At 53.1% G+C, this 15,151-nt stretch carries 12 protein-coding genes; all 12 read left to right on the top strand.

Annotation, left to right across the window (positions count from 1 at the left end; genetic code table 11):
* The first annotated feature begins 306 nt into the window (after positions 1-306).
* The 12 genes from thrS to glnA all read left to right on the top strand — a co-directional run bounded on the left by thrS (position 307) and on the right by glnA (position 14,722).
* The gene (gene thrS / locus ABIE48_RS03440; protein WP_089545737.1) at positions 307-2,247 is read left to right on the top strand and encodes a threonine--tRNA ligase; all 1,941 of its coding nucleotides are present in this window, start codon (positions 307-309) and stop codon (positions 2,245-2,247) included.
* 395 nt (positions 2,248-2,642) lie between these two features.
* Positions 2,643-3,188 carry a 3D domain-containing protein gene (locus tag ABIE48_RS03445; RefSeq protein ID WP_483312678.1) on the top strand — a complete coding sequence of 182 codons (546 nt, stop codon included), beginning with the start codon at positions 2,643-2,645 and terminating at the stop codon, positions 3,186-3,188.
* Positions 3,189-3,385: 197 nt separating this feature from the next.
* Positions 3,386-3,562, top strand: coding sequence for a hypothetical protein (locus ABIE48_RS03450; RefSeq protein WP_181909105.1), 177 nt, complete (start codon positions 3,386-3,388; stop codon positions 3,560-3,562).
* 214 nt (positions 3,563-3,776) lie between these two features.
* Positions 3,777-4,883: a cell wall-active antibiotics response protein LiaF gene (gene liaF / locus ABIE48_RS03455; protein ID WP_192716482.1), complete on the top strand. Its 1,107-nt coding sequence runs from the start codon at positions 3,777-3,779 to the stop codon at positions 4,881-4,883.
* 4 nt (positions 4,884-4,887) lie between these two features.
* Positions 4,888-5,901: a histidine kinase gene (locus tag ABIE48_RS03460; RefSeq protein ID WP_192716483.1), complete on the top strand. Its 1,014-nt coding sequence runs from the start codon at positions 4,888-4,890 to the stop codon at positions 5,899-5,901.
* Positions 5,902-5,945: 44 nt separating this feature from the next.
* Positions 5,946-6,602, top strand: a complete 657-nt coding sequence (locus ABIE48_RS03465) for a response regulator (RefSeq protein ID WP_192716484.1) — start codon at positions 5,946-5,948, stop codon at positions 6,600-6,602.
* Positions 6,603-6,737: 135 nt separating this feature from the next.
* Complete coding sequence (locus tag ABIE48_RS03470) at positions 6,738-8,405, top strand: S1C family serine protease (RefSeq protein WP_192716485.1); 1,668 nt, start codon at positions 6,738-6,740, stop codon at positions 8,403-8,405.
* A 144-nt stretch (positions 8,406-8,549) separates the two neighbouring features.
* Positions 8,550-9,239, top strand: a complete 690-nt coding sequence (locus tag ABIE48_RS03475) for a response regulator transcription factor (protein ID WP_076170639.1) — start codon at positions 8,550-8,552, stop codon at positions 9,237-9,239.
* Positions 9,240-9,242: 3 nt separating this feature from the next.
* Entirely contained in the window at positions 9,243-10,703 is a 1,461-nt protein-coding gene (locus ABIE48_RS03480) for a sensor histidine kinase (protein WP_105441831.1), read from the top strand.
* A gap of 47 nt (positions 10,704-10,750) precedes the next feature.
* The gene (locus ABIE48_RS03485; RefSeq protein WP_192716486.1) at positions 10,751-11,707 is read left to right on the top strand and encodes a 4-hydroxy-3-methylbut-2-enyl diphosphate reductase; all 957 of its coding nucleotides are present in this window, start codon (positions 10,751-10,753) and stop codon (positions 11,705-11,707) included.
* Positions 11,708-11,978: 271 nt separating this feature from the next.
* Positions 11,979-13,037, top strand: coding sequence for a 3-deoxy-7-phosphoheptulonate synthase (gene aroF, locus ABIE48_RS03490; protein WP_145946913.1), 1,059 nt, complete (start codon positions 11,979-11,981; stop codon positions 13,035-13,037).
* A gap of 260 nt (positions 13,038-13,297) precedes the next feature.
* On the top strand, positions 13,298-14,722 hold the full coding sequence (gene glnA, locus ABIE48_RS03495; RefSeq protein ID WP_076170635.1) for a type I glutamate--ammonia ligase: 1,425 nt from the start codon (positions 13,298-13,300) through the stop codon (positions 14,720-14,722).
* Positions 14,723-15,151: the final 429 nt, after the last annotated feature.

Below are 15,151 nucleotides of genomic sequence, written 5' to 3' on the forward strand. Positions count from 1 at the left end.
GCTGAAATTCCCTCACGAATTCCGGCTTCGGTCTACCCCTCTACAGCTGCGGTTTGGAACCTGTTTACCCGGATTCTTGATCAGTCGGGGAAGCTCAGTATAAGCCGCCGGGTCATTCCGTTATCTGATGCTGAAGGACAGCAATCTCGTATTCACCTGGAACAGGGAATATGGAGGTCTGTCGAAGTTGGGTGGAACCACGGGTACAAACACTCGTCCCTTGTGTAGGGATGGGTGTTTTTTTGCGTTGCCTGTACGATTTTGAAAAGGGCGGCTGTCCGCCGAAATGCCAAGGAGGAATACAACGTGTCAGTAAGCATCAAACTGCCAGACGGCTCGGTTCGCGAATATGCGGACGGAAGCACCATTGAAGACGTCGCCGCTTCGATCAGCAGCGGCCTGAAGAAAAATGCGGCCGCAGGGAAATTGAACGGCATCGTGGTCGATTTGTCCACTCCGCTCGTGGAAGGAGCCGCGGTGGAAATCGTTACGCTCGATTCGCCGGAAGGCCTCGAAGTGATGCGCCACAGTACGGCACACTTGACGGCCCAAGCCGTGAAGCGCCTGTTCGGGGCCAAAGAGGTCAAGCTCGGCGTCGGACCTGTCATCGAGGACGGATACTATTACGACATGGATCTGGAGCATCCGCTCAATCCGGAAGATCTGCAGAAGATCGAAAAAGAAATGGAGCGCATCGTAGGCGAAAACCTGCCGATCGTCCGCAAGGAAGTCAGCCGTAAGGAAGCGCTGGACATTTTCGGCGAGCTCGGGGATCCCTACAAGCTCGAACTGATCAACGCGCTGCCTGAGGACAGTGTCATCACCATCTATGAGCAGGGCGAATTTTTCGACCTGTGCCGCGGACCGCATTTGCCTTCCACCGGCAAGATCAAGGTGTTCAAGCTGATGAGCGTGGCCGGTGCATACTGGCGCGGTGACAGTAAGAACAAAATGCTGCAGCGGGTCTACGGAACCGCTTTTGTCAAGAAAGCGCAGCTGGATGAGCATCTTCACTTCCTTGAAGAAGCCAAGAAGCGCGACCACCGCAAGCTCGGTAAAGAGCTCGACATCTTCACTTTCTCCCAGCTGGTGGGACAAGGCCTGCCGATGTGGCTGCCGAAAGGCGCCAAGCTGCGCCGCACCCTCGAGCGCTACATCGTGGACCTTGAAGAAAGCCTGGGGTACCAGCATGTCTACACGCCGGTTCTCGGTAACGTAGAGCTGTACAAGACCTCCGGCCACTGGGAGCATTACCAAGAGGACATGTTCCCTAAGATGGAGCTCGACAACGAAGAGCTGGTGCTCCGTCCGATGAACTGTCCGCATCATATGATGGTGTACAAGAGCGAAATGCACAGCTACCGCGATCTGCCGATCCGGATCGCCGAGCTCGGCATGCAGCATCGTTACGAGATGTCCGGGGCACTGACAGGATTGCACCGCGTACGCGCGATGACGCTGAACGATTCCCACATTTTCTGCCGTCCGGATCAGATCAAGGAAGAATTCCTGCGTGTTATTCAGCTGATCACGAAGGTGTATGAAGATTTCGGCATCCACGATTTCCGTTTCCGCCTGTCCTACCGCGATCCGGAGGATACCGAGAAGTACTTCCCGAACGATGCCATGTGGGAAATGTCCCAGCGCATGCTGCGCGAGGTTGTGGAAGAGACAGGCATCCCGTTCTTCGAGGCCGAAGGCGAGGCCGCTTTCTACGGTCCGAAGCTCGACGTGCAGATCCGCACCGCCCTTGGCAAGGAAGAAACGCTGTCTACCGTCCAACTGGACTTCCTGCTGCCTGAGCGCTTCGAACTGGAATACGTGGGCGACGACGGGCAGAAGCACCGTCCGGTGGTCATCCACCGCGGCATTCTGGGCACGATGGAACGCTTTACGGCCTTCCTGCTGGAGAATTTCGCGGGCAACCTTCCGCTGTGGCTGTCTCCGGTGCAGGTCAAGGTCATTCCGGTCTCCATCGCATTCGAAGGCTATGCCAAGGAAGTGGCTGAGAAGCTAAAGCTTCAGGGTGTATCCGTGGAAGCGGACGTGCGCAATGAGAAGCTCGGCTACAAAATCCGCGAAGGCCAGCTTGAGAAAGTACCGTACATGTTCATCGTCGGCGATAACGAAATGAACGCGGGAACCGTGTCGATCCGCAAACGCGGCGAAGGCGACATCGGGGCCAAAACCGTGGATGAGGCGATTTCGCTGCTCCGTGAACAAATCGCGAAACGCGAAATTTTCTAAGACACAAACTTGTGTGAAACGATAACTTGATAAGCTTGCACAATCCTCTGCAAAGTGAGACGACTTCACTTCTACATGTATAAACGCCGGAACATATGGACATCCTCGCAAGTAAAGGGGGAGGATTTCATATGAACAAGGTGAAAACATGGCAGAGGATTTTGTGTTGTATGTTTCTGTTTGGCATGCTTGCAGGGGCGCCCAAGATGTATGCGGCATCCTTCTCGCTGCTGGAGAGTGACGGGGTTACGGGGAAAGAAAGTGCAAAGAGTCCGATGCTGGCGGCGAATGACTATTATCAAAAGCCGTTAAAATATGCAACGAAGCCGGAAATGTTTCAGGTGGTTGATTTGAAAAAAAGGGCGGAGCAGAACGTATTTAAGCAAAATGAATTCATGCCCAAGTATACGGCCAAGGCGGCTGTTCCCGCGATCGGCAAAGCCGAGGTTAAGCCGCAGCAGGAGGCGGGTGCCGTTAAGGAGCCGTCCATGCCGGTCTTGATGCCGCGCCAGGAGCAGGTCATCCGCAAGGTCAAAGTCACAGCGACTGGATACACCGCGGGTTATGAATCCACGGGCAAACATCCGAGCCATCCGTCATACGGCATTACGTATTCCGGCGTAAAGGTGCGCAGGGACAAAAATACGATTTCGACGATCGCGGCCGACCCGAAATGGTTCCCGCTCGGAACGATCCTTTATGTGCCAGGCTACGGTTATGGTGTTGTTGCCGATACCGGTTCGGCCATCAAGGGCCGTAAGATCGACCTGTATTTCTCCACGACCAAGCAGGTGTATAAGGAGTGGGGAAAAAAAGAGGTGGACGTGTTTGTAATCAAGCGGGGGAACGGCAAATGCAGCGAGGAAATGCTGCAGATGTTGGGGAAAGCGATCCAGACGTATAAGACCGTCCCGGCTTCGCTGCTGGATGAAGCGGTTTAAACTTAATAAGGAAGCCCTGGGCCCGAAATGCGGCGCTCCAGGGCTTTTATTGTTTTCCGATGCCATTTATGTATCGTTTTCTATGCTTTAATTTTGCCGCAGAACGGTATAAATTCCAGGAGGCTTCACATACTACGACAGGGGTAAAGCGATGCTTTGAATCCCCGGCCAGACAAGCTACAGGGAGGTGAACCCAAATGCAAAAGAAACAAGACAACTTCAAAACGCCAAACGAGAAGTTTGACGAGGAGTTTGCAGAAATCGGAAACGAGAGCGCATCTTCCACTACGCAAAAGCAAAAATTCCAAAGCAGCAACTTTAAAACACCTAACCAAAAGTTTGACGAAGAATTCAAACAAAACGATCAACAATAATCATTCTTTCGTCAAGTTTGCTAAAATGCCCGCTGAAAAGCGGGTGTTTTATTTTGTCTGGAAAAAAAAGTAATCCGCCTCGGTCTGGGGACCGAGAACAGGATCATTCCGCCGCCGCTGTCGGCCTGGCCGCCATTATTGTACACTGATATCAGATTCGCAAGCGATGCGAACTTTATGGGATATGAACAATGGAGTTAAAGGAGATACGGTTATGCAAAAAAAATGGGTGGACCGCCTTTTTGGAGGCCTGGTGCTGATCGCGATCGGAGTTGTGTTTTTGTTGAATCAGCTCGGATATATCGACGTCAGCTTCTGGGGACTGGTCGGAGACTACTGGCCGGTGATTCTGGTTGTTTTGGGGCTCAAAGAGCTGGCCAAGGGCCGGCGCTCATTCTTTGGCGGGGCGATCCTGCTCCTGATCGGGGCTTATTTTCTGGGCCGTAATCTGGGATGGCTCTGGATCTCGCCAGGCAATCTGTTTAAAATCATCATTCCTGCGCTGCTGATTATCGGCGGGCTGTATGTCATTTTCAAACCGAATGACCGGACCCCTCCGCCAGCCGACAAGCGCCGTCCCGAGGAGCCCGTGTTTACGCCGGAACCTCCGGTGCCGCCGGAGCCGGTAGAGCTTGACGGTTCGTCCCTGGACCGGCAGTTCGAGGAAAAGTTTGGCATTCCGTACAGCAAGGAGAAGGGACCGCAGGGCGTTCCGCCGAAATCCTCCTATGAGGAAGACGTTGATATGGACGATTTTGATTCGGACGATGACGACGAAATGGACCGGATGAAGAAGCACTACAAGAACAAGTACAAGCGGCACTACAAAAGATACTACAAGCACTACGCCAGAGAGGAAGCCCGCCGGGGCGGACCATTCCGTGAACCGGGTGATCATGAGTGGGACCACCACGGTCCTTTCAGCGAATCCGACCACGACGGGAAAATCAACAAGTCCTCTTTTATCGGGGATATTTATCTCGGACACGATTCCTTCCAGCTGAAGCCGACCAACTTGTCCCAATTTATCGGAGACACGGTACTGGACCTGACCCGGGCGCATATTCCTTATGGGGAGACCAAAATCAACATCTCCGCGTTTATCGGCGATATCAAGGTGTACATCCCGGAAGATACCGATCTGGGCGTCACGGTGAACACAAGCTCCTTTATCGGGGATATGTCGGTGCTGAACGAATCGCGGAGCGGATTTGCGGGCAACATTTCGACCCGAACGCCGTATTACAAGGAAGCGCGCAAAAAAATCAAAATTAACGTCAGCGCGTTTATCGGTGATATTAAAGTAAACAAAGTAGGTTGATCGTATGAAAAGTATCATGAAAAATACCAAATGGATGCTGTTGTTTTACTTTCTGCTGACCGGCCTTCTGATGACGGCGATTTTCTATATCGGCAGCGACAGCGGATATCTCGTTATTAAAGGAACCTGGGTATGGATTTATTCCTGCCTGGGGTTTCTGCTGTTGTCGATCATCATCGGATACATGGCTGGTCAGCGGATTCAGAGACGCATTGATGTGCTGGAGCTTAACATGCTTCAGGTTTCCAAAGGAAATCTATCGGTGCGGATCAGCGAAACCGATGACCCGACGTTTGCCCGGCTCTATCATGAGTTCAACAATGTGATGGATTCCATTGAAAAGAAAATGGAGCTGCTGCAGCGGATGGGCGAGCAGGAAGTCATCGAAAAGGAAAAAGCCGCGGAATCGGCTGTTATCGAGGAGCGACGGCGGATGGCCCGGGATCTGCACGATACCGTCAGCCAGCAGCTGTTCGCCATTCATATGTCGGCATCTTCGCTGCCGAGGGTGCTTGAACGGAACGAGGAGCAGGGCAAAGTCGTTATGGAGCAGCTCATCACGATGTCCCAGATGGCCCAGAAGCAGATGCGGGCGCTGATTGCGCAGCTCCGTCCCGTCGAGCTTGAGGGCAAGAGCCTGGCTGAAGCGCTGGAAGTCTGGTTCCCGGACTACTGCCGCCAGAACGGCCTCAAAGGCATGAAGGAGGTCGAACTGAAGGGCAGCCTGTCGGAAGCGATCGAGCATCAGCTGTTTCTGATCATTCAGGAAGCGGTGGCGAATATTGTGAAGCATGCCCACGCCAGACTGGTCAGCATGTCGCTTCGCGAAGAGAGCCGGCAGGTGGTGCTCAGCATCAGTGACGACGGCCAGGGGTTTGACTCGATTCCGCACAGACCGGGATCGTACGGACTTTCAACGATGCGGGAGCGGGCCGAGAAGCTGGGCGGACAGGTTGAAATTATGAGCCGCCAAGGCTCGGGCACGACCATCCGTGTACATATACCGAAGTTTACATAAGTTTATCTTGAACGGTTCAACAATATAGGCAGGGGGAAATCGAAATGGCAGAGAGCGTGAAGGTGGTCATCGTGGATGATCACGATATGGTGAGAATGGGACTGAAAACATATTTGATGCTGGAGCCTTCCTTTGAAGTGATCGGGGAAGCAGGCAATGGCAAAGAGCTGCTGGACTGGCTGGGCCAGCGGCCGCAGGAGGAGCATCCCGATCTGGTGCTGATGGATCTGATGATGCCGGTGATGAACGGTGCTGAAACGACGCGGGCCGTTCTGGCGAAATACCCTTCGATCAAAATCGTTATTTTGACGAGCTTTCTCGAAGACGACCTGGTGGTGGACGCGGTGGAAGCCGGAGCTGTCAGCTACGTGCTGAAGACCGTCTCGGCCGACGAACTGATCTATGCGCTGCAAGGGGCCAACCGGGGCATGCCGGTCATGACGGGGGATGTGTCCCAGGCGCTGACTAGAGGCATCCGCCAGCGGACCGTTCAGGGGGATTCCACCGGGATGACCGAACGTGAGAAGGAAGTGCTGCTGCTCGTCGCCGAAGGCAAGAGCAACAAGGATATCGCTGAGGAGCTGCATATCAGCATCAAAACAGTTAAGACCCATGTGAGCAACCTGCTGATGAAATGCGAGCTGGAAGACCGGACACAGCTGGCCATCTACGCCCACCGCAAAGGATGGGCGCAGTCATAGCCTTTCCCGACATGTTTTATCTGCTTTTTAATTGTTTTTAATCTGTCATTAAGGTTTATAGTACATGATATAAACAGTTAAACAATATCCCTAACGGAACGCTATAAATCAGGGAAAGCAGGAGGCATGAATCACATGGACGAAAGAAACAGATTTGGCCAGCCGGAAGATTCGTTTGATCAAGAGCCAACAAAGCGTGAACAGCCGTCTTCCGATTCGAATAATTCATCTTATTACTATTCCTACGGGCCGTTTAAGTCCCTTGGAAAAGACAACAATACAGAGCATCCAGGCAGTGAGCCCTCCGACAGGCCACACTCGGAGGAAGTGGAGATCACTCCTCCGAATCCGGTCAGACAGCTTCCGGTAACCTCCAGCCAGTACCACAGTTCCGGCGAGCCCGGCAGCTCCGGACGCAGCGGAGGTTCGGGTGGCGGTGGCGGTAACAATGGCGGCGGTAACGGCAGTAACTGGCAGTTTAACCAGCGTCCGAAGACATCGGTTAAAACAGTGCTGATTTCCTTCCTCGCCGGCATGGTTGTCATCACCGGGCTGATGTTTACGGCGGATCGCATGAATCTTTTTACGCCTAATACTTCGCTCACATCAGAAGCAGCCACGACGGTGTCGGCTGCAGCCGATAACAGCGAGACTACCGGCAAGGCGAACACGACTTCGCTGCCGCTTTCGAAACCGACGGATGTATCCGGGGTAGTACAAGAAGCGGGCCCGGCGGTCGTTAAAATTGAAACGCTCGTTAAACAGAGCAGCCGTACCAATTCTCAAAGTAATCCTTACCTGAACGATCCGTTCTCCTACTTCTTTGGAGACCAGTTCGGCGGCGATTCGGGTTACGGCGGATCGGGATCGGATTCCCAATCCCAAGGCTCGGGTTCGGGTTCGAATCCTTCGCAGCTCGTTCCTTACGGCATCGGTTCCGGCTTTATCTACAACAAGGAAGGTTATATCCTGACCAATCAGCACGTGGTCGAGAACGCCGACGTCATTCAGGTAACCATCGAGAACGACGAGAAGACCTACGAAGCGAAGCTTCTGGGCAGCAGCAAAGATCTCGACCTTGCCGTTCTGAAAATCGAAGGCAACAACAACTTCCCGACAGTACCGCTGGGCGATTCTTCGAGCCTGAAAGTCGGTGAGCCGGTTGTAGCGATCGGTAACCCGCAGGGCTTTGACCATACGGTAACGACAGGTGTGCTGAGCGCCCGCGAACGTTCCATCGATATCAGCGAGGAATCGGGCAGCGGCACACGCAAATATCAGCATCTGCTGCAAACCGACGCTTCGATCAACCCGGGTAACTCCGGCGGACCGCTGCTCAACCTGAGCGGCCAAGTCATCGGCATGAACGTAGCCGTCAGCGCCGATTCCCAAGGCATCGGCTTCGCGATTCCGACAAGCACGATCAAGAATGTCGTCGACAAGCTGGAGAAAAACCAGGAAATTCCGAAGGATCCGGTTCCGTTTATCGGTGCGTCCTTGATGACGATGACTGAAGAAGTGGCTAAGCAAATGGATTCCGATGTTAAAGAGGGCTCCGTCGTCGCCGAGGTTATTTACAAATCCCCGGCTTACGAAGCGGACCTCCGCCCTTACGACATTATTACCGGCGTGAACGGTACGGCTTATAAAACCAATTCCGATCTGACCGCGTTTATCCAGAAACAAAAGGTCGGCACGAAAGTGACGCTGAACATCGTCCGCAACAACAAGAAGATGGACCTGCAGGTCACCATCGGCGACAAAAATAAATTCACGGACAACAGCGCGGTCAGCGGCCAGTAAACCATACGCTACGAGATGACAGCGGAAGGGAACTCCCTTCCGCTGTTGTCGTACCATGGTGCAAAGGAAAATGTTCACTGCTACAATAAGAAGCAGAGGCTTGTGCCATGATACAAGATAAAGAGATAAAGGAGTAGTCCGTTAATGCGATCGAAAATTTTGATTATTGACGATGATGAAAAGATCATTTCCATGCTGCGCAGGGGGCTGGCATTTGAAGGGTACGACGTCATTACCGCTAACAATGGGGCAGAGGGACTGAAGGTCATTTTGAATGGGGAGCCCGATATCGTCGTGCTGGACGTCATGATGCCGCAGGTGGACGGATTTGAAGTGTGCCGCAGGCTTCGGGAAGGCGGCAGTCAGGTGCCGATCCTGATGCTCACCGCCAAGGATGAAATCGAGCACCGGGTCAAGGGGCTTGACCTTGGGGCGGACGATTACCTCGTCAAGCCGTTTGCGCTGGAAGAGCTGCTGGCCAGGGTGCGCGCGCTGCTGCGCCGGAAGCCGGGGCAGGAGGAAGCCGGAGACCACCGGTTGACCTACGAGGACATCGTGCTGGACGTCGACTCCCGGGAAGTGCTGCGCGGCGGCAAGCGCCTCGAGCTGACGGCTAAGGAATTTGAGCTTCTTCATTTGTTTATGCAAAATCCGAAAAGGGTGCTGTCCCGCGACTTAATTATGGATAAAATCTGGGGTTACGATTACAGCGGTGAGTCCAACGTGCTGGAAGTGTACATTGCGATGCTCCGTCAGAAGACGGAAGAACACGGAGGGAAGCGTGTCATTCAAACGATCCGCGGCGCAGGTTATATCCTGAGAGGGGATTCATAAGAGATGTCCATAAGATTGCGTTTGACCGCCTGGTACACCGCCATCCTGGCCGTAACGCTGATCGTGTTCGGTTCGGCGGTCTATGGGGTCGTTCATTTTAATACGTATAACTCCGTAAGGGACCGGCTGGCTCAGCAATTTGATAAAATCAAGCCGGCCGTAGTTTTGAACTGGAATGATCGCAACGGTAATTATTTGAGTTTTTCGGCGCCTTCCGATTTGGCCTCGCAAACTTACGTACAGATGATTGATTACGTGAATAATAAATTATCCGTATCCGAAAATCTGGGGGCTTTAAATATCAAATTTCCTTATCCCGACTACGACCATGCGGTGAAACAGCAGGGTTTTAAACCCGCGTATATTCAGGGAAATCCTTTTTACTTATATCAGCGCACCATTACGGAAAGCAATACCGGTCAGGTTATCGCAATGCTTCAGGTAGCCATTTATACGGGACATGAAGTGGAACTGCTGACCCTGCTGCGGAATATTCTGGTCATCAGCGCAACGATTATGATCATTGTGGCCTCCTCGCTCGGTTTGTTCCTGGCCCGCAAATCGATGAGCCCGATCGGCAACGTTATCGAGGCGGCGAGCCAGATCCAGAACGGTCAGGACCTCAGCGTCCGCATTGATTATGACGGGCCCCAGGATGAAGTCGGGCAGTTGATCGACACGGTCAACAGTATGCTGGGGCGCATGGAAGGCTTTTATAAAAACCTCGAGGAATCTTACGCGACGCAGCGCCGGTTCGTATCCGACGCTTCGCATGAGCTGCGGACACCATTGACAACGATCCGAGGCAACGTGGATCTTCTGGAGAAAATGTGGTCAGACGAGGAAGGAGACCGTCCGAAGCTGGACGAAGCGACGCTGAAGCAGATGACCCGGGAGGCCATCAGCGACATTGCCGATGAATCCAAGCGGATGAGCCGGCTCGTCGGCGACATGCTCTCTCTGGCCCGGGCCGACACGGGACGGACGTTTGACAAGCAGCCGATTCCGCTCGAAATTCTCGTGGAGGAAGTGGCCAGAAGGGCCCAATTTCTGCCGCGGCAGGCCGATTGGATCACTGGTGACTTTTCGATCCTGAACGGCGTCTATGTCAACGGCAATAAGGACTATATGCAGCAAATGCTATTCATTTTTATTGAAAACGCATTTAAGTATACGCCTGAAGGGCAAGTGACGTTTGACGCATTGCTGTATGAAGATCAGGTGGGCATCCGGATTGCCGATACGGGCATCGGCATGGACAAGGACGAGGTGCCATATATCTTTGACCGCTTCTATCGTGCGGATCAGTCCCGCGGCATGACGGAGGGCATCGGGCTGGGCCTGTCCATCGCCAAATGGATTATCGACGAGCTGAACGGCTCGGTCGAGGTCGTTACTCGTCAAGGAGAAGGTACCACCTTCATTATCTGGCTGCCGGTCGTCTTTCCCGTCCCTTTGGAATAGGGTATAATGGTTAGGATAAGGCATGCCAGAGAAAGCAGGTGAAAGTCATGGAAGTGATTAAAATTTCGCCCCGGGGGTACTGCTACGGCGTGGTCGATGCCATGGTGCTGGCGCGCCAGGCGGCCCAGAACCTGGACCTCCCCCGGCCGATTTATATATTGGGCATGATCGTGCACAACAGTCATGTCACGAATTCTTTTGAAGACGAAGGGATCATCACGCTCGACGGACCGAACCGGATGGAGATCCTGAACCAGGTGGACAGCGGCACGGTTATCTTTACCGCCCACGGCGTTTCGCCGGAAGTCCGGAAGCTGGCCCGGGACAAAGGTCTTACGACCGTTGACGCGACTTGTCCGGACGTCACCAAGACTCATGACCTGATCCGCGAGAAGGTGGCGGAAGGGTATGAGGTGATTTATATCGGCAAGAAGGGCCATCCCGAACCCGAAGGCGCCATCGGCATTGCGCCGGATCACGTTCATCTGATCGAGAAGGAAGACGAGATTGCCAATCTGCGCATATCCGCCTCCCGCATCATTATTACGAACCAGACGACGATGAGCCAATGGGACATTAAGGCCATTATGAAAAAGCTGCTGGAACTGTATCCGTCCGCCGAGGTCCACAATGAGATCTGCCTGGCCACCCAGGTGCGGCAGGAAGCGGTCGCGGAGCAGGCTGGACAAGCGGATCTGGTGATCGTTGTCGGCGACCCGCGGAGCAACAACTCCAACCGGCTGGCCCAGGTCTCCGAAGAAATTGCCAACGTCAAGGCCTACCGGATTGCCGACATTACCGAGCTGAAACGCGAATGGCTTGAAGGCATATCCAAAGTGTCCGTCACTTCCGGCGCTTCCACTCCGACCCCGATCACCAAGGAAGTGATCGCATATTTGGAACAATACGATCCGGGGAATCCGGATACGTGGGAAATCAAGCGCACGGTCAATATGAAGAAACTGCTTCCGCCCGTAAAAGCGGCAGGTAGCACCAAGGCGTAATAACGAATGAGATGAAGCAGGACTTCCATTTAATGGGAGCCTGCTTCTTTTTTTATTTGGGGATGATGCCCATTTTAGATTTAGGGTTGACGGATAGGTGGATTTCCGATATAGTTGCTTTAGCGGATAAAAGCTTAAAAGCGAAAACGCGTTTAAGCGTATTAGTGAAGTGAGAGGCGAGAACGGTAGACCAGATAAAGATACCGAATCATTTGAAAATATACTAGAAGCGTACGCTGAAGCGAGGCGCTTCACAGGAGGAATGATAGCCATGATCGTAATTACATCCAATACAACTCCGGAAGAACAAATTGCGGATATTGTGCGTGTGATTGAGAAGGAAGGACTGCAGGCTTCTGTTTCCAAAGGCGCAGACCGGACGGTCATTGGGCTGATCGGTCAGGTCAACCCGCAGCTTGCTGAGCACCTGCGTCAAATGAAGGGAGTAGAGAATGTAGTGAAGATTACCAAATCATACAAATTGGCAAGCCGTGATTTTCATCCGGAGAACACGGTGATCAAGATAAAAGGCGTGGAAATCGGCGGCGACGAGCTCGTCGTCATGGGAGGACCCTGTGCGGTTGAATCCCCTGAGCAGATCGATGAAATTGCGGGCTTGGTGAAGGCTGCCGGCGGACAGGTGCTGAGAGGCGGGGCCTTCAAGCCACGGACAGGACCATACAGCTTCCAGGGGATCGGTGTCGAAGGTCTTATTATGATGGCTGAAGCAGGACAAAAGCACGGCCTGCTGACCATTACGGAAGTCATGACACCGGAATACGTGGATATCTGCGCCGAGTATGCCGATATTTTGCAGGTGGGTACGCGGAATATGCAGAACTTTGACCTGCTGCGCAAGCTGGGAACTTGCGGTAAGCCGGTACTGCTCAAGCGCGGTTTCAGCGCCACCTACGATGAGCTGCTGAATGCGGCGGAATACATCCTTGCTGGCGGCAACCCGGACGTCATGCTCTGTGAGCGCGGAATCCGTACATTCGAAAGCTATACCCGCAATACGCTGGATCTGTCGGCTATTCCTGTCCTGCAGCAGCTGAGCCATCTGCCAGTCATTTCCGATCCGAGCCATGGCACGGGCCGCAGAGAGCTGGTTGAGCCTATGTCCAAAGCCTCGGTTGCAGCTGGGGCTAACGGACTGATTATCGAGATGCATACAGACCCGGACAACTCGATGACCGGAGACGGCGTGCAGTCTCTGTTTCCGGACCAGTTCGCCGCGCTTCTTAAAGACCTAGAGAAGCTGGCTCCGCTCGTCGGGCGTACATTCAATACGTCCAAGGCACCTGCTGAAGCCTTTAAAGTAGGGGTATAATATTTCCCCGGTAATACCGTATCGACATCTAAGCCTGCCGGCTGATTTTCCCCAGAAAATCAGTCCGTGCAGGCTATTTGCAATTAGTGCAAATAAAGTGTTGAAAAGTGTAAGGATACCTCACACCATTTTTAAAAATACCTTACATACATATTGACGATGTCAGGTTTGAAGTTTTATAATGACGACATAAATCATTAGATACTGAACGTTTACGTTTTAAATGCGGGGAAATGTTCGGAAATTGGGAGGAAGAGAGCATGTCGGTTGAAAACGTATTAAAAACAATTCAGGAGAAAGCAATTGAGTGGGTGGATTTCCGTTTCGTAGATTTGGCTGGCCGTGCGCATCACATTTCTTTGCCTGCCTCTGAAGTGGATGAAGAAACGTTCGTGAACGGGGTTGCGTTCGACGGCTCTTCCATCGCCGGTTTCCGGGGAATCGAAGAATCGGATATGGTTATGATGCCAGATCCGGAATCGATTTTTGTCGATCCATTTACCGCTCATCCGACACTGAACATCATGTGTAACATCAACACGCCGGACGGCGAGCGCTATGAGCGCGATCCGCGCAGCATTGCAGCCAAAGCCGAAGAGTATCTGCAACAGTGCGGCGTTGGTACGGCAGCCTTCTTTGCACCTGAATCCGAATTCTTTATTTTTGACGACGTCCGTTACGAAAGCGGCATGAACAGTTCTTCTTACTTCGTGGATTCCGAAGAAGCTTCGTGGAACACGAACCGTAAAGAAGAAGGCGGCAACCTTGGCTTCAAAGTACGCGTGAAAGGCGGATATGTTCCTGTTGCACCGGTCGACACCCAACAAGACATCCGCAGCGAAATGTGTCGTTTGCTGGAAGAAGCCGGCCTCCGCATCGAGCGTCATCACCATGAAGTGGCCACTGCAGGCCAAGCGGAAATCAATTTCCGTTTCGATACTCTGAAGAAAACAGCGGATAACCTCTTGCTGTACAAATACATCGTTCATAACACAGCCCGTCAATACGGTAAAGTGGCTACTTTCATGCCAAAACCGATCTTTGGCGACAACGGAAGCGGCATGCACGTTCACCAGTCCATCTTCAATGGCGACGAGCCTTTGTTCTATGAAAAAGGCGCTTATGCGAACCTGAGCGAAATGGCGCTGAACTACATCGGTGGTATCCTGTACCATGCTCCGGCCTTGATTGCCATCACGAACCCGTCGACAAACTCCTTCAAGCGTCTGGTTCCTGGCTACGAAGCACCGGTTAACCTCGTGTTCTCGAAAGGTAACCGTTCCGCAGCGATTCGTATTCCAGTCGCCGCTGTAACGCCTAAAGGCTGCCGCATCGAGTTCCGTACGCCGGACTCCACGGCGAACCCATACCTGGCCTTCTCGGCTATGCTGATGGCTGGTCTGGACGGTATCAAGCGCAAAATCAATCCGGTTGAGCTCGGATACGGACCGATGGACAAAAACATCTATGAGCTCTCCGACGATCAAAAAGCGGAAATCCGCAGCGTACCGGGTACCCTGGACGAAGCATTGGACGCTCTGGAAGCTGATTACGACTTCCTTCTGGAAGGCGGCGTATTCACCAAAGAATTCATTGATAACTTCGTTAGCCTGAAGCGTGCTGAAGCGAAAGCCGTTTCGATCCGCGTGCATCCGCACGAGTACGGCCTGTACTTCGACTGCTAATTCGTATCAAGAAATGGCTGCCCTCTCCGGTCAGGGATGACTGGAGGGGCAGCCTCTTTGTTTGGGGGGACGCTGCGCGTCCACCGCATTCCTCCACTTGCTGTTGTTTTCCCGTTTCTTGAACTTAGCCGCTGTCCGCGGTAGAAACGGGAAAACAAAGGCGACCGCTGCGCTGTTCCGGAATTGCGGTGTCCGCTCCGCTAAGCAGGGGAGTAAGTGTGGGCGGCTCAGGGAAGTAGTTGTGCTGGTGCTCAGGGAGACAACATGTCAGCAGCCTCTATGAAGAGGGGGATGTATCTGCCAAGGAGAGCCAAGCCTGCATGCGGCAGCATATGCCATGCCGGGCCAGCGTTCGCGTACACCGCATCCTGGGCAAGGCTCTGCTCACCACTTTCCTTGGGAGGGCTGGTCGTCCACCGTATTCCTCCA

It is taken from the genome of Paenibacillus sp. OAE614, from assembly GCF_040546645.1.
GTDB lineage: Bacteria > Bacillota > Bacilli > Paenibacillales > Paenibacillaceae > Paenibacillus_AQ > Paenibacillus_AQ favisporus.